General features: G+C 70.0%; 14 protein-coding genes. 11 read left to right on the forward strand and 3 right to left on the reverse strand.

The genetic code is table 11. The annotated features are described in order from the left end of the window. The first annotated feature begins 57 nt into the window (after positions 1 to 57). The 4 genes from uvrB (at position 58) to ACZDYF_RS05995 (ending at position 4,950) form a co-directional block, all read left to right on the forward strand. Entirely contained in the window at positions 58 to 2,157 is a 2,100-nt protein-coding gene (gene uvrB, locus ACZDYF_RS05980; RefSeq protein ID WP_475054675.1) for an excinuclease ABC subunit UvrB, read from the forward strand. A gap of 61 nt (positions 2,158 to 2,218) precedes the next feature. Continuing rightward, positions 2,219 to 2,641, forward strand: coding sequence for a VOC family protein (locus ACZDYF_RS05985; protein ID WP_475054677.1), 423 nt, complete (start codon positions 2,219 to 2,221; stop codon positions 2,639 to 2,641). A gap of 297 nt (positions 2,642 to 2,938) precedes the next feature. Further along, the gene (locus ACZDYF_RS05990; RefSeq protein ID WP_475054679.1) at positions 2,939 to 3,937 is read left to right on the forward strand and encodes a TerC family protein; all 999 of its coding nucleotides are present in this window, start codon (positions 2,939 to 2,941) and stop codon (positions 3,935 to 3,937) included. Then, positions 3,937 to 4,950, forward strand: coding sequence for a TerC family protein (locus ACZDYF_RS05995; protein ID WP_475054682.1), 1,014 nt, complete (start codon positions 3,937 to 3,939; stop codon positions 4,948 to 4,950). Before ACZDYF_RS05990 ends, ACZDYF_RS05995 begins: the two co-directional genes overlap by 1 nt. A 115-nt stretch (positions 4,951 to 5,065) precedes the next feature. On the opposite strand, the gene ACZDYF_RS06000 is transcribed toward ACZDYF_RS05995, so the two are convergent. Continuing rightward, the gene (locus ACZDYF_RS06000; protein WP_475054686.1) at positions 5,066 to 5,365 is read right to left on the reverse strand and encodes a YciI family protein; all 300 of its coding nucleotides are present in this window, start codon (positions 5,363 to 5,365) and stop codon (positions 5,066 to 5,068) included. Between the two features lie 70 nt (positions 5,366 to 5,435). Then, positions 5,436 to 6,143 carry an MBL fold metallo-hydrolase gene (locus tag ACZDYF_RS06005; protein WP_475054688.1) on the reverse strand — a complete coding sequence of 236 codons (708 nt, stop codon included), beginning with the start codon at positions 6,141 to 6,143 and terminating at the stop codon, positions 5,436 to 5,438. Positions 6,144 to 6,369: 226 nt separating this feature from the next. On the opposite strand from ACZDYF_RS06005, the gene uvrA reads away from it, so the two are divergent. Beyond that, positions 6,370 to 9,393 carry an excinuclease ABC subunit UvrA gene (uvrA, locus tag ACZDYF_RS06010; RefSeq protein ID WP_475054693.1) on the forward strand — a complete coding sequence of 1,008 codons (3,024 nt, stop codon included), beginning with the start codon at positions 6,370 to 6,372 and terminating at the stop codon, positions 9,391 to 9,393. A 61-nt stretch (positions 9,394 to 9,454) separates the two neighbouring features. Here uvrA and ACZDYF_RS06015 read toward each other — a convergent pair whose 3' ends face one another. Next, entirely contained in the window at positions 9,455 to 9,940 is a 486-nt protein-coding gene (locus ACZDYF_RS06015) for an OsmC family protein (protein WP_475054697.1), read from the reverse strand. A gap of 103 nt (positions 9,941 to 10,043) precedes the next feature. On the opposite strand from ACZDYF_RS06015, the gene uvrC reads away from it, so the two are divergent. The 6 genes from uvrC (at position 10,044) to ACZDYF_RS06045 (ending at position 18,236) form a co-directional block, all read left to right on the forward strand. After that, positions 10,044 to 12,188, forward strand: coding sequence for an excinuclease ABC subunit UvrC (gene uvrC / locus ACZDYF_RS06020; protein ID WP_191790334.1), 2,145 nt, complete (start codon positions 10,044 to 10,046; stop codon positions 12,186 to 12,188). A 189-nt stretch (positions 12,189 to 12,377) separates the two neighbouring features. Further along, positions 12,378 to 13,316 carry an RNase adapter RapZ gene (rapZ, locus tag ACZDYF_RS06025; RefSeq protein WP_475054700.1) on the forward strand — a complete coding sequence of 313 codons (939 nt, stop codon included), beginning with the start codon at positions 12,378 to 12,380 and terminating at the stop codon, positions 13,314 to 13,316. Positions 13,317 to 13,318: 2 nt separating this feature from the next. Next, entirely contained in the window at positions 13,319 to 14,281 is a 963-nt protein-coding gene (locus ACZDYF_RS06030; RefSeq protein WP_364072972.1) for a gluconeogenesis factor YvcK family protein, read from the forward strand. A gap of 194 nt (positions 14,282 to 14,475) precedes the next feature. Next, entirely contained in the window at positions 14,476 to 15,456 is a 981-nt protein-coding gene (gene whiA / locus ACZDYF_RS06035; protein ID WP_191790337.1) for a DNA-binding protein WhiA, read from the forward strand. A 443-nt stretch (positions 15,457 to 15,899) separates the two neighbouring features. After that, entirely contained in the window at positions 15,900 to 16,904 is a 1,005-nt protein-coding gene (gap, locus tag ACZDYF_RS06040; RefSeq protein WP_191790338.1) for a type I glyceraldehyde-3-phosphate dehydrogenase, read from the forward strand. 132 nt (positions 16,905 to 17,036) lie between these two features. Continuing rightward, a complete protein-coding gene (locus ACZDYF_RS06045; protein WP_239527377.1) occupies positions 17,037 to 18,236 on the forward strand; it encodes a phosphoglycerate kinase in 1,200 nt (399 codons plus the stop codon). Positions 18,237 to 18,263: the final 27 nt, after the last annotated feature.

Below are 18,263 nucleotides of genomic sequence, written 5' to 3' on the forward strand. Positions count from 1 at the left end.
CGTGGGCTAGCGGCGGTCGATAGTTCGCTTGTCGGTGGTTCGCCGTACCGTGGAACCATGCGTCCCGTCACCGATCTTCAGCGCACCGTCGCCCCGTTCGAGGTCATCTCCGACTACACGCCGTCCGGTGACCAGCCCACCGCCATCGCCGAGCTCTCGCAGAGGCTGCGAGCGGGCGAGAAGGACGTGGTGCTGCTCGGTGCGACGGGTACCGGGAAGTCCGCGACCACGGCGTGGCTCATCGAGGAGCTGCAGCGCCCCACCCTGGTCATGGCTCCCAACAAGACCCTCGCCGCCCAGCTGGCCACCGAGTTCCGGGAGCTGCTCCCCAACAACGCGGTCGAGTACTTCGTGTCCTACTACGACTACTACCAACCCGAGGCGTACATCGCGCAGACGGACACCTACATCGAGAAGGACTCCTCGATCAACGACGAGGTCGAGCGGCTGCGCCACTCCGCGACGTCCTCGCTCCTGACCCGTCGAGACGTCGTGGTGGTGGCCTCGGTGTCGTGCATCTACGGCCTCGGCACGCCGCAGGAGTACGTGGACCGCATGGTCCGTCTCGACGTCGGCGACCAGGTCGAGCGTGATGCGATGCTGCGCCAGTTCGTCACCATGCAGTACACGCGCAACGACCTGGCCTTCACCCGGGGGACGTTCCGCGTGCGGGGCGACACGGTCGAGATCATCCCCGTCTACGAGGAGCTCGCGATCCGGATCGAGTTCTTCGGCGACGAGATCGAGGCGATCCACCTGCTCCACCCGCTCACGGGAGACGTGGTCCGCTCGGAGACGAGCGTCAACCTGTTCCCGGCGACGCACTACGTCGCGGGACCGGAGCGCATGGAGCGTGCGATCACCTCGATCGAGGCCGAGCTGGAGCAACGGCTCGCCGAGCTCGAGCGGCAGAACAAGCTGCTCGAGGCGCAGCGCCTGCGCATGCGGACCACCTACGACATCGAGATGATGCGCCAGATCGGCTCGTGCTCCGGGATCGAGAACTACTCGCGGCACATCGACGGTCGAGCGGCGGGCACCGCCCCGCACACGCTGCTCGACTACTTCCCCGAGGACTTCCTCCTCGTGATCGACGAGTCCCACGTCACGGTCCCGCAGATCGGGGCGATGTTCGAGGGCGACATGTCGCGCAAGCGCAACCTGGTCGACCACGGCTTCCGCCTGCCGAGCGCCATGGACAACCGGCCGTTGCGCTGGGAGGAGTTCGTCGAACGGATCGGGCAGACGGTCTACCTCTCGGCGACCCCGGGCAAGTACGAGCTCTCGATGTCCGACGGCGTGGTCGAGCAGATCATCCGGCCCACCGGCCTGGTCGACCCGGAGATCGTCGTCAAGCCGACCACGGGGCAGATCGACGACCTGCTGCACGAGATCCGGGAGCGGGTCGAGCGCAACGAGCGCGTGCTGGTCACGACCCTGACCAAGAAGATGTCCGAGGACCTCACGGACTACTTCCTCGAGCGCGACGTCCGGGTGCGGTACCTGCACTCCGAGGTGGACACGCTGCGCCGCGTCGAGCTGCTGCGCGAGCTGCGCATGGGGGAGTACGACGTCCTGGTGGGCATCAACCTGCTCCGTGAGGGGCTCGACCTGCCCGAGGTGTCGCTCGTCGCGATCCTCGACGCCGACAAGGAGGGCTTCCTGCGCTCCGGCACGTCCCTCATCCAGACGATCGGGCGTGCGGCTCGTAACGTGTCCGGCCAGGTCCACATGTATGCCGACAAGATCACGCCGGCCATGGCCCAGGCGATCGAGGAGACCACCCGCCGCCGGGAGAAGCAGGTCGCGTACAACCTCGAGCACGGCGTCGACCCCACGCCGCTGCGCAAGAAGATCGCCGACGTCACGGACATGCTCGCGCGCGAGGACATCGACACCCAGGAGCTCCTCGCGGGCGGCTACCGGCAGCCCGGCAAGGGGCGCGCTCCTGTACCGGGCGGCCCCAAAGAAGGCGCGACGACCGCCAACCGGCTGGCGGGGGTCGCGGCCGGTGAGCTCGCGGACCTCATCCAGGAGCTCAGCGACCAGATGCACGCGGCGGCGGCCGAGCTCCAGTTCGAGCTCGCGGCGCGACTGCGCGACGAGATCTCCGGGCTCAAGAAGGAGCTGCGGCAGATGCAGTCGGCCACCGCCTGAGAGGTGGGCCCGCCCGGGCAGGCGCTGCCGGCCCGGCGAGAGCGACAGAACGAGGGATGCCATGGCACGCACGGTCCAGATCACGTTCGACGCAGCGGACCCGCGGGGTCTGGGTGCGTTCTGGTGCGAGGCGTTGGGCTACGTCGAGCAGCCGCCGCCGGAGGGTTTCGCGGACTGGGAGGCCGCGATGGCGGCCTGGGGCATGAGCCCGGACCGCTACAACGCGTTCTACGCGGTGGTGGACCCGGACGGCGTGGGGCCGCGGATCTTCATCCAGCAGGTCCCCGAGCCGAAGGCCGCCAAGAACCGCATGCACATCGACGTGGGGGTCGAGGGGGACGGGGCCGAGCGGGTGGGCAACGTCCGGTCGCACGCGGCCCACCTCGTCTCGCTCGGCGCGTCCGTGCTCCAGGAGATGGACGAGAACGGAGAGTTCTGGATCGTCCTGCAGGACCCGGAGGGCAACGAGTTCTGCGTGCAGTGACGATCGCCCGAGGAGCGGGTGGGTGCGAGGTGTGGGCGAGGCACACCCGGGAAGGTTCGCCGCGCCCAGGTGGTTGTGGGAGGCGTGGGTGCTCGCCTCGTGCCATGCCCTATGCTTGCCCAGTTGAAGGGGAGTATTCCTAGAACGGTGATGTCGTCATCACGGTCGGCGCAGTCGTCGGCCCGGTGTCACCGGTCCTGCACGGTCACCTCTCGCGATCCGCCCTCGCGTGGATCGGTGACCGCGAGGGCGGAAGAGACCTTCGGTACTCGACGCTACGTACCGGAGGTATGTGTGATGGATGTTCCTGTCTGGATGTGGGTCGCGACGGTCGGCATGATCCTCGCGATGCTGGCCTTCGACTTCGTGGGCCACGTCCGCACCCCGCACGCCCCCACGCTCAAGGAAGCCTCGTGGTGGTCCGCCGGCTACGTCGGGGTCGCGATCCTCTTCGGGGTCGGGATCTGGGCCTACTTCGGCTCGGTCTACGGCGGGGAGTACTTCGCCGGGTACATCACCGAGAAGAGCCTGTCGGTCGACAACCTCTTCGTGTTCGTCCTCATCATGACGAGCTTCCGGGTGCCCAGGCTGTACCAGCAGAAGGTCCTGCTGATCGGCATCACGATCGCCCTGGTCCTGCGTACGATCTTCATCTTCCTGGGCGCCGCGCTGATCGAGAACTTCAGCTGGGTCTTCTACATCTTCGGCGCTTTCCTCATCTACACCGCCTACACGCAGGTCAAGAGCGCGCGTGAGCACGAGGACGAGGAGTACAAGGAGAACGGCGTCCTGCGCCTGACGCGTCGTTTCTTCCCCACGACGGACGCGTACGTCGAGGACCGGATGTTCACGAAGATCGACGGCAAGCGCTACATCACGCCGATGCTCATCGTGATGATCGCCATCGGCAGCGCCGACCTGCTGTTCGCGGTCGACTCGATCCCCGCGATCTTCGGCCTGACGCAGGAGACGTTCCTCGTCTTCGCGGCCAACGCGTTCTCGCTGCTCGGCCTGCGCCAGCTCTACTTCCTGATCGACGGCCTGCTCGACCGGCTCGTGTACCTCGCCTGGGGCCTGGCCGCGATCCTCGGCTTCATCGGGATCAAGCTCCTCATCCACGCGCTGCACAAGAACGAGATCCCGTTCATCAACGGTGGCGAGCACGTCACGGTCATCCCTGAGATCTCGACGGCCGTCTCCCTCAGCTTCATCCTGGTCACGCTGGCCATCACGACGGTCGCGAGCCTCGCCAAGGACAAGAGCGACCGTCGTCGCCTGGAGAAGGAAACCTACTGATGCAGCACGAGCTGCCGTTCTGGTTCGAGGCGGCGTCCCTGACGGCCCTCGTCGTCCTCCTGCTCGTCGACCTGGTGGTCGTGGGGCGTCGCCCGCACGTGCCGTCGATGAAGGAGAGCGGCCTGTGGGTGGCGTTCTACGTCGCCCTGGCACTGGTTTTCGGCGGCCTCGTCGCCCTCGTGGGCGGCAGTGCTCCCGCGGTCGAGTTCTACGCGGGCTGGCTCACGGAGTACAGCCTGTCGGTCGACAACCTCTTCGTGTTCGTCATCATCATGACGAGGTTCGCCGTGCCGCGGGAGCACCAGCAGAAGGTGCTCATGGTGGGGATCATCGTCGCGCTCGTGCTGCGCGGGGCGTTCATCCTCGCCGGCGCCGCGATCATCGCCCAGTTCGTGTGGGTCTTCTACCTCTTCGGCGCGTTCCTGATCTACACCGCGATCAAGCTGGTCGCGGGTGGGGACGAGCCGGAGGAGTACCAGGAGAACCGGCTCATCCGGTCGTTGCGCCGGGTGCTGCCGCTGTCGCCGACGTACGACGGTGGCAGGCTGCGCACCGTGGTCGACGGCAAGCGGCTCTTCACGCCCATGCTGATCGTGTTCCTCGCGATCGGCAGCACGGACCTGCTCTTCGCGTTCGACTCGATCCCTGCGATCTTCGGGCTCACGCACGACCCGTTCATCGTGTTCACGACGAACGTCTTCGCCCTCATGGGGCTGCGGCAGCTCTACTTCCTGCTGGGGGGCCTGCTCGAGCGTCTGGTGTACCTGCCGATCGGGCTGGCGGTCATCCTGGGCTTCATCGGGATCAAGCTGATCCTCGAGGCCTTGCACGAGAACACGTTGCCGTTCATCAACGGCGGGCAGCACATCGAGGCCGTCCCGACGGTCCCGATCTGGCTCTCGCTCGTGGTCATCCTGGGTGCGCTCGGGGTCACGACGGTGGCCAGCCTGTTGCGCACGCGTGGTCAGCAGAAGGACGAGGCCCTGCCCGACGACGTCGACGCGGCCTCGTAGGCGCGTCTCGGCAGGCGCTGCTCGCCCCGTGAGAACGGCCCGTCTCCCTCCGGGGAGACGGGCCGTCCGCGTTCGTGGACGGGGAGTCGGGCGCTCCGTCCGGCGGCGGCGACGCTCAGGCGCGGTCGGCCCAGGGGCCGATGACGGGAGACCACGTGCGCACGGTGCGCCGCGTGATGACGTTCTCGCGGGCGAACGGGTCGGCGTCGAACGTGCTCGCGACCGAGGCCTCGTCCGGGGCGTCGACGAGCAGCAGCGCGCCCGCGGGGTTGGCAGCGTCCTGGGCGAGGGGTCCGGAGGCGAGCAGCGTGCCCTCGTCGAGCAGCCCGCGCAGGAACGCACGGTGCTCGGGGCGGAACTCGTCCAGGACGGCGGGCTTGTCGGCGTACGTGTAGGTCACGGCGAAGATCGGCATGGCGACATTGAAGCACCATCCGGCGTGGTGGCGGTCCGTCGTCGGCCCGCTCGGTCGCGCGACCGGTGTCCTACCAACCGCGCTCGCGCCACTCGTCGAGGTGGGGGCGCTCCGCCCCCAGCGTCGTGTCCGCGCCGTGGCCCGGGTAGACCCAGGTGGCGTCGTCGAACCTGTCGAAGAGCCGGGTGGTGACGTCCGCGTAGAGCATCGCGAAGCGGTCCGGGTCGTTCGACGTGCTCCCGAGGCCGCCCGGGAAGAGCGAGTCCCCCGTGAACAGGTGCGCTCGGCCGGGCACGGCGTCCGGTGCGCTCGCGTGCTCGGGCTCGCGGTAGACGAGCGTGACCGAGCCGGGGGTGTGACCTCGCAGGGCGACCACCTCGAACGTGAGGTGGCCGACGACGATCGTGTCGCCGTCGTGCAGGTGGCGCGTGATGGTCGCGCCGGTCGCCTCGGCGACGGCTTCCGCGTCGGGAGCGCCGGCCGCGAGCCGCGCGCCGGTGGCCGCGCCGATCGAGGAGAGCGCCCCGAGGTGGTCGAGGTGCCTGTGCGTCGTGACGACGAGGTCGAGGCGGGCGGTCGACGAACCCTCCCGGACGAGCTCGAGGAGCCGGTCGGGCTCGGCGGCGGCGTCGACGAGGAGCTGGGCGCCGCTCCCGCGGCAGGTCAGGAGGTAGGCGTTGTTCGCGGCGGGCCCGACGGCGAGCTTGCGGACCTCGACCTCGTCCAGCACCCGCAGGTCGCTCGGTCCCGCGACCGTGACGTCTCCGGTGTATCCCACGCCGATCTCCTCGCTGTGCTGGTTGGCGTCCTGACGGACGACCGGCCGCCGGTGTGACGAGCCTCTCGTGCCGAGTCTGGCACGCCCGTGGCGGGACCCGGAGCGCCGTCCAGGAGCAGGTCAGACCGCCGGGGCCGACCTTCGACAGGAACCGCAGGACCCTCGGCACCGGTGACGTCGGTCGAACAGGTGTGCGAATGTCAGGGGCGAGGCTTACGATGCTTCGGTGAGCAACCGCCTTGTCATCGCTGGTGCCCGTGAGCACAACCTCCGCAACGTCGACCTCGACCTGCCGAGGGATCAGCTCATCGTCTTCACGGGACTCTCCGGGTCCGGAAAGTCCTCCCTCGCGTTCGACACGATCTTCGCCGAGGGGCAGCGTCGCTACGTCGAGTCGCTGTCGGCGTACGCCCGTCAGTTCCTCGGGCAGATGGACAAGCCCGACGTCGACTTCATCGAGGGCCTGTCGCCCGCGGTCTCGATCGACCAGAAGTCGACCAACCGCAACCCGCGCTCGACCGTGGGCACCATCACCGAGGTCTACGACTACCTGCGCCTGCTCTTCGCGCGCGCCGGCACCCAGCACTGCCCGGTCTGCGGCGAGAAGGTCCAGGCCCAGACGCCGCAGCAGATAGTCGACCGTCTCCTGGAGCTGCCCGAGGGTACGCGCTACCAGGTCCTCGCTCCCGTGGTGCGCAGTCGCAAGGGGGAGTACAGCGAGCTCTTCAAGGAGCTGCAGTCGAAGGGCTTCGCGCGCGCCCGCGTGGACGGGGAGGTCGTCCAGCTCACGGACCCGCCGGCGCTCGAGAAGAAGCTCAAGCACGACATCGAGGTCGTGATCGACCGTCTGGTCTCGCGCGAGGGCGTGCAGCGCAGGCTCACGGACTCGGTCGAGACCGCGCTCGGGCTCGCCGGGGGGCTCGTCGTCGTTGAGCTCGTCGACGCCGACGCGGACGACCCGCAACGCGAGCGCCGGTTCTCGGAGAAGCGCGCGTGCCCGAACGACCACGAGCTCACGCTCGACGAGATCGAGCCGCGCACCTTCTCGTTCAACGCCCCCTACGGTGCGTGCCCCGAGTGCACGGGTATCGGCTTCCGCCTCGAGGTCGACCCGGACCTCGTCGTCCCGGACGACGAGAAGTCGCTCGCCGAGGGCGCGGTCGCGCCCTGGGCGCAGATCTCCTCGGAGTACTTCCACCGCGTCCTGACGGCGCTCGCCTCGGACCTGGGCTTCTCCATGGACGTGCCGTGGCGCGCCCTGCCTCAGCGTGCTCAGCAGGCGGTGCTCTACGGCCAGAACCACGAGGTCCACGTCCGGTACAAGAACCGCTGGGGGCGCGAGCGTCAGTACTCGACCGGCTTCGAGGGCGTCGTGACGTTCCTCGAGCGCCGCCACGGCGAGACCGAGTCGGAGTGGTCCAAGGAGAAGTACGAGGCCTACATGCGCGAGACGCCGTGCCCGGTGTGCCAGGGCACGCGTCTCAAGCCCGAGGTCCTCGCCGTCAAGGTGGGGGACAAGTCCATCGCCGAGGTCTGCAGGCTCCCGCTGCGCGAGGCCGCGGCGTTCCTCGGTTCGCTCGAGCTGGGCACGCGCCAGAAGGCCATCGCGACCGAGGTCCTCAAGGAGATCGACGCCCGATTGGGCTTCCTGCTCGACGTCGGGCTGGACTACCTCTCGCTCGAGCGTCCGGCCGGGACCCTCTCAGGAGGTGAGGCGCAGCGCATCCGTCTCGCGACGCAGATCGGCTCGGGGCTCGTCGGTGTCCTGTATGTCCTCGACGAGCCCAGCATCGGTCTGCACCAGCGGGACAACCGCCGGCTCATCGACACCCTGACCCGGCTGAGGGACCTCGGGAACACGCTCATCGTCGTCGAGCACGATGAGGACACCATCCGGGCGGCCGACTGGATCGTCGACATCGGCCCGGGCGCCGGCGAGCACGGTGGACGCGTGATCCACTCGGGCGACTACGCAGGCCTCCTGGAGGCGCCCGAGTCCGTCACGGGCGCCTACCTCTCCGGGCGTCGCAGCATCCCGCTGCCCGCCGCCCGCCGCCCTGTCGACAAGGACCGTCGGATCACGGTCGTCGGTGCGCGCGAGCACAACCTCGAGGGCATCGACGTGAGCTTCCCGCTCGGCACCCTGACCGCGGTCACCGGCGTCTCGGGGTCCGGCAAGTCCACGCTGGTCAACTCGATCCTCTACACCGTGCTCGCCAACGAGCTCAACGGAGCCCGTCAGGTCGCAGGGCGTCACCGTCGGATCACGGGACTCGAGAACCTCGACAAGGTGGTCCACGTCGACCAGGGGCCCATCGGCCGGACCCCGCGGTCCAACCCCGCGACCTACACGGGGGTGTGGGACCACGTGCGCAAGCTCTTCGCCGAGACGAGCGAGGCCAAGGTCCGTGGCTACACGCCCGGCCGGTTCTCCTTCAACGTCAAGGGCGGTCGCTGCGAGGCCTGCTCGGGTGATGGGACCATCAAGATCGAGATGAACTTCCTGCCGGACGTCTACGTCCCGTGCGAGGTCTGCCACGGCGCGCGGTACAACCGCGAGACGCTCGAGGTGCACTTCAAGGGCAAGACCGTCGCGGACGTGCTCGACATGCCGATCGAGGAGGCCTCGGAGTTCTTCGCCGCGGTCCCGACGATCTCGCGCCACCTCAAGACCCTCTCCGAGGTCGGCCTCGGGTACGTGCGCCTGGGGCAGCCCGCGCCCACGCTGTCAGGAGGCGAGGCCCAGCGCGTCAAGCTCGCGAGCGAGCTGCAGAAGCGTTCGACGGGCCGGACCATCTACGTGCTCGACGAGCCGACGACGGGCCTGCACTTCGAGGACATCCGCAAGCTCCTCGCGGTGCTCCAGTCGCTCGTCGACAAGGGCAACTCGGTGCTCGTGATCGAGCACAACCTCGATGTCATCAAGAATGCCGACTGGGTCATCGACATGGGACCGGAGGGTGGGTCCGGCGGTGGGCGGGTCATCGCCGAGGGTACGCCCGAGCAGGTGGCCGCGGTCCCTGCGAGCCACACGGGTCGGTTCCTCGCCGAGGTCCTCACGGGTGACCCCATCCCGGTCGCACCCCTGCCCAAGAAGTCCCCGGCCAAGGCCGCGACGGGCAAGACGGCGGCGAAGGCGCCGAGGAAGACGGCCGCGCGCAAGTCGTCGACGACGGCTGCGGCCACGGAGAGCTCGTCGACCGTGAAGGCGTCCGCCGCCACGAGGAAGGCCGAGCCCGCGACCGAGTGACATCGACCGGCGGACGTCGACCGTCGGACCTCGGCCGGCTGTCGTCCGACCGGGTGCAGGCTCAGGCCGCGTGCGTGCGCAGCGGCGCGGGCTCGAGCAGCACCGGGAAGTTCACGGAGCGCGCCAGGAAGCAGTGGTCGTGGGCACGTCGGTGGATCTCGGCGACGGCCTCGTCGCTGACGTCGGGGCCGTCGTCGACCACCACGTGCGGGTGCAGCGTGACGTCCGCGAACTGCCCGGCTCCGGCGGACTCGACCCGCATGGTGCCGGTCACCTCGTCGGTGTACTCGCGCACCACGATCCCCGCCGCTGACGCGAGGTGCAGGAACCACAGCATGTGGCACTGCGAGAGGCTCGCGACGAACAGCTCCTCGGGGCTGTACCGGCTCGGGTCGCCCCGGAACGCGGGGTCGGCCGAGCCGGGGAGCGTCGGTCGGCCGGTGAGGTCGACGTCGTGGTCCCGGCTGTACGCGGTGTAGGTGGTCGTTCCGGTCTGGCCCGCGCCGGTCCAGCGGACGGTCGCGGCATAGGAGTGAAGGGCGCCCATGCCGTCACCCTAGCGGCGGTCGGGCGTTCGTGTGTGACGGGCGTCACGTGCGAGCGTCGGCGCAGGGACGTGACTGTGGGTGCACTGTCCTAGGCTGGCGGACATGGCTGATCCGTCCTCGTACCGCCCCGCACCGGGAGAGATCCCCACGTCACCGGGCGTGTACCGCTTCCGCGACGAGCACGGCCGCGTCATCTACGTCGGCAAGGCGAAGAATCTGCGCGCCCGTCTCGGCAGCTACTTCCAGGACCTGACGAACCTCCACTACCGCACCCAGACGATGGTCACGACGGCCGCCTCGGTCGAGTGGACGGTCGTGGGGACCGAGGTCGAGGCCCTCGCGCTCGAGTACTCGTGGATCAAGGAGTTCGACCCCCGGTTCAACGTGAAGTACCGGGACGACAAGTCCTACCCCTACCTCGCCGTGACCCTGGGCGAGCAGTTCCCGCGCGCCCAGGTCATGCGCGGTGCCAAGCGCCCCGGGACCCGCTACTTCGGCCCCTACGGGCACGCGTGGGCCATCCGCGAGACCCTCGACCTGCTGCTGCGTGTCTTCCCGGTCCGCACGTGCTCCGCGGGCGTCTTCAAGCGTGCCCAGCAGACCGGCCGGCCCTGCCTGCTCGGCTACATCGACAAGTGCTCCGCCCCCTGCGTGGGACGCATCACGCCCGAGGACCACCACGCGCTCGCGGAGGACTTCTGCGACTTCATGGCTGGCGACACCGCGAAGTTCATCCGCCGGGTCGAGGCGAAGATGAAGGAAGCCGCGGCGGCCATGGAGTACGAGCAGGCCGCCCGTCTGCGCGACGACATCCTCGCGCTCGAGCGCGCCATGGAGAAGAACGCCGTGGTGCTCGGCGACGCGACCGACGCGGACATCTTCGCGCTCGCTGGCGACGAGCTCGAGGCCGCGGTGCAGGTCTTCCACGTGCGCGGTGGCCGCATCCGCGGGCAGCGTGGCTGGATCGTCGAGAAGGTCGAGGACGTGACCGACGCCGAGCTCGTCGAGCACCTCCTGCAGCAGGTCTACGGTTCGGTCGACGAGGCCCTCGGGGACTCCTCGACCCCGTCGTCGAGCATCGTGCCCCGAGAGGTGCTCGTGCCCGTCCTGCCGCCCGACACCGAGCAGGTCGTGGCCTGGCTCACGGGCCTGCGGGGCGCCAAGGTCGATGTCCGGGTGCCGCAGCGCGGTGACAAGCGCGAGCTCGCGGCGACGGTGCACAAGAACGCCGAGCACGCCCTCGCGCTGCACCGTACCCGCCGTGCGGGCGACCTGACCACGCGCAGCCAGGCGCTGCGCGAGATCCAGGAGGCGTTGGGTCTGGAGACCGCGCCGCTGCGCATCGAGTGCTACGACGTGTCGACGACGCAGGGGACCCACCAGGTCGCGTCGATGGTCGTCTTCGAGGACGGGCTCGCGCGCAAGAGCGAGTACCGGCACTTCGCGATCCGCGGCCCGGAGGGGCTGGGCGCCCGCGACGACACCGCGGCCATGCACGAGGTCATCACGCGCCGCTTCAAGCGCTACCTCGCCGACCGTTCGCAGGCCACGGACGTCGAGATGGACCTGGGGGCCGACGACGACACCGCGCGGGACGCGGACGCCGTCGCGGCGGGGTACGTCCCACGCTCGGGCGAGGTGGGCGCGGACGCACCTGCGGGCCGTGCCGCCCGTTTCGCGTACCCGCCCAACCTCGTCGTGGTCGACGGCGGACCGCCCCAGGTCGCCGCCGCCGCCCGGGCCCTCGCGGAGCTCGGGATCGACGACGTCGCGCTGTGCGGCCTCGCGAAGCGGCTCGAGGAGGTGTGGCTGCCGGGGGAGGACTACCCCGTGATCCTGCAGCGCAGCTCCGAGGGGCTGTACCTGCTCCAGCGTGTCCGGGACGAGGCCCACCGGTTCGCGATCTCCTACCACCGCAAGAAGCGCGGCAAGGCCATGACGGCCTCGGCCCTCGACGACGTCCCGGGCCTCGGGCCCGCACGCAAGAAGGCGCTCCTGACGCACTTCGGCTCCCTCAAGCGGCTGCGTGCGGCGTCGGCCGAGGAGATCGCGACCGTGCCCGGCATGGGTGCCGCGACTGCCGCGGCCGTCGTCGCCGCGCTCGGTCCGGCGAGCCCGACCGCCGCCGGAACCGTAGGACCCGGGGGGGCGGCGGCTCCCGAGGCGGAGTCGCCGGCGTCGCCGACGGACGCGCTCGAGGCGGCCGCGCCGGCGTCCCCCTCGTCCGAGGAGGCGGCGCCCGCATGAGCCGTCCCCGCGCGCGCCCGGCGGCCGCGTCGCCCGGGGGCCCGGCGCCGTCGGGCGAGAGGGCCTGCCGGTGACCCGCGGCGCGGGGGCGGCCGGTCTCGAGCTCTCGGCCGGAGAGCAGGACACGCCCGAGAAGTGCCCGACGCCGGTCCGGCCCGCCCGCGCGCGACCGGCTGGCATGCTGGTGGCATGAGCACCGAACCCTCCCCGACGACCGTCCCGCAGGGCATCCCAGCGATCGAGGCGACCACCCACGCGCCCGCGCGCTCCGACGCCGAGGTCCTCGTGATCACCGGGATGTCGGGCGCCGGACGATCGCGCGCTGCTGCGGTGCTCGAGGACCTCGACTGGTACGTGGTCGACAACATGCCGCCCCGCATGCTCGTCCCGCTCGTCGACATGATGACGCGCGCGGGGTCCAGCGTGCAGCGCATCGCGGCCGTCGTCGACGTCCGTGGCGGGGGGTTCTTCACCGACCTCCTCGACGTGCTCAAGCACCTGCGCGACGCCGGGGTCTTCTACCGGATCCTGTTCCTCGACGCGTCCGACGAAGTCCTGGTGCGTCGATACGAGCAGGTCCGGCGTCCGCACCCGCTGCAGGGCAACGGGCGGATCCTGGACGGGATCGCCGAGGAGCGGCGCCTGGTCGCGAGCGTCGAGGAGCGCGCCGACGTCGTGATCGACACCTCGGACCTCAACGTCCACGACCTCGCACGGGAGGTCCGCGCGGCCGTCGCCGAGGGCACCCCGGACACGCTGCGCATCAACGTCGTCTCGTTCGGCTTCAAGTACGGCATCCCGCTCGACGCGGACCACGTCGTCGACATGCGGTTCCTCGCCAACCCCTACTGGATCACCGAGCTGAGGCACCTCACCGGGCGCGACGCGCCCGTCCGGGACTACGTCCTGGCCCGGCCCGGGGCGCTCGAGTTCGTCGACCGGTACGTCAGCGCGCTCGAGCCCGTCCTGGCCGGGTACCTGGCCGAGGAGAAGCGGTACGTGACCATCGCCGTGGGCTGCACGGGAGGCAAGCACCGGTCGGTCGCGATCTCCGAGGTCCTCGCCCAACGGCTGCGCGCCGTCGGGCAGCGCGTCACCGTGACGGCCCGCGACCTCGGCAAGGAGTAGTCGTGACCCTCGACAACCCGGCAGTGGTAGCACTCGGCGGCGGGCACGGCCTGTCCGCGACGCTCTCCGCGCTGCGCCTCATGTCCGACCGCATCACGGCGGTCGTGACCGTCGCCGACGACGGCGGGTCCTCCGGTCGGCTGCGGGCCGAGCTCGGTGTGCTCCCGCCCGGCGACCTGCGCATGGCGCTCGCGGCGCTGTGCGACGACTCCGAGTGGGGCCGGACGTGGAGCTCGGTCCTGCAGCACCGGTTCTCCTCGAGCGGCGACCTGGACCAGCACGCGGTCGGCAACCTCTTGATCGTCGCGCTGTGGGAGCTCCTCGACGACCCGGTCGCGGGCCTCGACTGGGTGGGCAAGCTCCTCGGTGCGCGCGGCCGGGTCCTGCCCATGGCTGCGGTGCCCCTCGGGATCGAGGCCGACGTGCGGACCGACCACGGGCTCAGGACGATCGTGGGGCAGAGCCAGGTCGCCGTGACCCGCGACCGCATCGAGCAGCTGCGGCTCGTGCCGCCCGACCCGCCCGCGTGCCCCGAGGCGGTCGACGCCGTCATGGCGGCCGACTGGGTGATCCTGGGACCGGGCTCCTGGTACTCCTCGGTCATGCCGCACCTGCTGGTCCCCGAGCTCGCGCACGCGCTGCACGAGACCACTGCCCGGCGCTGCGTCGTCCTCAACCTCTCGAACACGTCGGGCGAGACCTACGGCCTGACCGCGACCGACCACCTCGAGGCGCTGCACAAGCACGCACCCAGCCTGCGCATCGACGCGGTGATCGCCGACCCGAGCGCGGCCGAGGACGTCGGCCTGCTCGCGGACGAGTCGGCGCGCACGGGCGCCCGGCTGCTGCTGCGCCAGGTGGGCAGGTCGGACGGCACGCCGCAGCACGACGCGCTGCGGCTCGCGGCCGCCCTGCGCGACGTCTTCGACGGGTTCCTCGGCGACGTGGGCACCACGACCCGCTGAGCCGCGACCGCCCCCGGGGACCGGTCCGTGGGAGGTGCCGAGCCGACCGTCGGCCGTCGATCGGCGACAGCGCCCCCCGGCCCCTATGCGGGCACGACCGGCGTCAGCCGTGCGATCGGCGCGGGGGCGCGTCGTACGGCGGCTCCTGGCAGAAGGCGGTCACGATCGTTGCTCGTTGATGGGAGGATGTCGCCATGGCGTTGACGGCACAGGTGAAGGACGAGCTCGCGCGACTCAAGGTGGACAAGACCTCCTGCCGCAAGGCGGAGGTCTCTGCCACGCTGCGGTTCTCGGGAGGGCTGCACATCATCTCGGGGCGCATCGTGATCGAGGCGGAGCTGGACACGGCGATCGCCGCCCGCCGGCTCCGGCAGACGATCAGCGACGTGTACGGGCACACCAGCGAGCTGATCGTGGTCTCGGCCGGGGGGCTGCGCCGGGGCAGCCGGTACGTCGTGCGGGTCGTCAAGGACGGCGAGTCGCTCGCCCGACAGACGGGCCTGCTCGACAACCGGGGCCGCCCCGTGCGCGGGCTGCCTCCGCAGGTGGTCTCGGCGGGGGTCGGGGAGGCCGAGGCGGCGTGGCGCGGCGCGTTCCTCGCGCACGGCTCGCTGACGGAGCCGGGGCGCTCGTCTGCCCTCGAGGTCACCTGCCCGGGGCCCGAGGCCGCGCTCGCGCTGGTCGGCGCCGCCCGGCGACTCGGGATCGCCGCGAAGGCGCGCGAGGTCCGCGGGGTGGATCGCGTCGTGATCCGGGACGGCGAGGCGATCAGCGCGATGCTGACCCGTCTGGGGGCCCACGAGACCGTGGTCGTCTGGGAGGAGCGGCGGCAGCGCCGCGAGGTGCGCGGGACGGCAAACCGGCTCGCGAACTTCGACGACGCGAACCTGCGCAGGTCGGCGCGTGCCGCCGTGGCGGCGGGGGCCCGGGTCGAGCGCGCGTTCGAGATCCTGGGTCCTGATCTGCCGGACCACCTCCGGGAGGCCGGGGAGCTGCGCCTCGCCCACAAGCAGGCCTCTCTCGAAGAGCTGGGGCAGCTCGCCGAACCGCCGCTGACCAAGGACGCCGTGGCGGGTCGTATCCGCAGGCTCCTGTCCACGGCCGACAAGCGCGCGGCCGAGCTCGGGATCCCCGACACCGAGGCAGGCTTGAGCCCGGACCTGCTCGACGTCTGAGCGGTCCGCGCCACGCGCGCCCGCGGTGCCTGCAGGCCCCGACGACACGCCGACGAGGGGCCCGCACCGCACGGTGCGGGTCCCTCGTCGCGTCGTCGGCGCCCGGCGCGCGACACGCCCGGTGTGACGTCGGTCTCGGACCCCGGTCACATTCCCACGGTGCGTCCGTGGGCGTCTCAGATCCGCCTCCAGGTCACGGGATGGGGAGGATCGGGTATAGGATCGGGGATGTCAGGTGACAAAGACGTGCTCCTTCACTGAGGTCTTCGGGACCCTGTTGAGTCGCAGCTGTCGCTGTGGCCCTGCGAGATTCCCGGAGTCCACGCCGCGAGGCATCCAGTGGGGGAGTACTTCGCCGTTACCACCTACGTACGCCGTAGTACGTGATCGTTCGGCATCAACCGTGTGCGTCGGAAACACCGGCGCGCCCTGAGGAGGGCATTGTGACCATCCGCGTCGGTATCAACGGCTTCGGTCGTATCGGACGTAACTTCTTCCGCGCCATCATCGCGTCGGGGGCGGACATCGAGATCGTGGGTGTCAACGACCTCACGGACAACAAGACGCTCGCGCACCTGCTGAAGTACGACACCGTCCTGGGTCGTTTCCCGCTGAGCGTCGACTTCGACGAGAACAACATCATCGTCGACGGCAAGGCCATCCGTGCCCTCGAGGAGCGCGACCCGGCGAACCTGCCCTGGGGCGAGCTCGGTGCTGACATCGTCATCGAGTCGACCGGCTTCTTCACCGACGCGACCAAGGCCAAGGCTCACATCGAGGCCGGCGCCAAGAAGGTCATCATCTCCGCTCCGGCGAAGAACGAGGACGGCACCTTCGTCGTCGGCGTGAACCACGAGCAGTACGACCCCGCGACGCAGCACATCATCTCCAACGCGTCGTGCACCACGAACTGCCTCGCCCCGATGGCCAAGGCCCTCAACGACGCGATCGGCATCGAGCGCGGTCTCATGACCACGATCCACGCGTACACGGGTGACCAGAACCTCCAGGACGGCCCCCACAAGGACCTGCGTCGTGCCCGTGCGGCCGCGCAGAACATCGTCCCCACCTCGACCGGTGCAGCCAAGGCCGTCGCCCTCGTGCTCCCCGAGCTCAAGGGCAAGCTCGACGGCTTCGCGATGCGCGTCCCCGTCATCACGGGCTCGGCCACGGACCTCACCTTCACCGCCTCGAAGACCGTCACGGTCGAGGAGGTCAACGCTGCGGTCAAGGCTGCTGCTGAGGGCCCCCTCAAGGGCGTCCTGAAGTACGTCGACGACGACATCGTCTCCTCGGACATCGTCACGGACCCGCACACCTCGATCTTCGACTCGAAGCTCACCAAGGTGAGCGGCGACCTGGTCAAGGTCGTCGCCTGGTACGACAACGAGTGGGGCTACTCCAGCTCGCTCGTCTCGCTCACGCAGTACGTGGGTGCTCGTCTCTGATCTCCGTCCTTCGTGACGTGAGGTGAATTCTGCGTCCGCGTGCGTGGCCGGCCCGGTTGGCCGCCCATGCACGCGGACGCAGTCATGTGTGACGTGACCTGTTTCGACCCTGTTCAGACCAGGAGTGTGCTCATGAAGACCATCGACTCCCTCGGCGACCTGCGCGGCAAGCGCGTGCTCGTCCGCTCGGACTTCAACGTCCCCCTCGACGGGACGACCATCACGGACGACGGCCGCATCCGCGCCGCGCTCCCCACGCTCAAGCGGCTGACCGACGCCGGTGCGAAGGTCGTCGTGACCGCGCACCTCGGACGTCCCAAGGGTGAGCCCGACGCCAAGTACTCCCTCGCTCCCGTCGCGGCCCGCCTGGGCGAGCTGCTCGGTGCCCCCGTGACGCTCGCCGACGACACCGTCGGCGAGTCCGCCAAGGCCACGGTCGCCGCGCTCGGGGACGGCGAGGTCGCGCTGCTCGAGAACATCCGCTTCGACGCTCGGGAGACCTCGAAGGTCGACGCAGAGCGCGAGTCGCTCGCCGCGGACCTCGCCTCGCTCGCGGACGCGTACGTGTCCGACGGCTTCGGCGTCGTGCACCGCAAGCAAGCGTCGGTCTACGACATCGCCAAGGTGCTGCCGTCCGCGGTCGGCGAGCTGGTCCTCAAGGAGGTCGACTCCCTCAAGAAGGCGACCGAGGACCCTGCGCGCCCCTACGTCGTCGTGCTCGGCGGGTCGAAGGTCTCCGACAAGCTCGGTGTCATCGCCAACCTGCTGACCAAGGCGGACCGCCTGCTGATCGGTGGCGGCATGGTCTTCACGTTCCTCGCGGCCAAGGGCTACTCGGTGGGCAACTCGCTCCTCGAGACGGACCAGATCGACACCGTGAAGGGCTACCTCGCGGACGCCGAGAAGGCCGGCGTCGAGATCGTCCTGCCCACGGACATCCTCGCCGCGGACTCGTTCGCCGCCGACGCTCCCTACGAGGTCGTGCCCGCGGACGCGATCCCGGACGGCAAGATCGGCCTGGACATCGGTCCCGACTCGCAGAAGCTCTTCGCGAGCAAGATCGTGGACGCCAAGACGGTCGTCTGGAACGGCCCCGCGGGCGTCTTCGAGTTCGAGGCGTTCTCCGGCGGCACCCGTGCCGTCGCGCAGGCCCTGGTCGACGCGACGGCGAACGGCGCGTTCACGATCGTTGGCGGTGGCGACTCCGCCGCGGCAGTGCGCATCCTCGGCTTCGACGAGGCCGGCTTCAGCCACATCTCGACCGGTGGCGGCGCGAGCCTGGAGTTCCTCGAGGGTAAGTCCCTCCCGGGGCTCGCAGTCCTCGAGGCCTGACCCCACCACCGCAGCCTCACGGCTCAC

Source organism: Oerskovia sp. PE-21s (genome assembly GCF_056158145.1).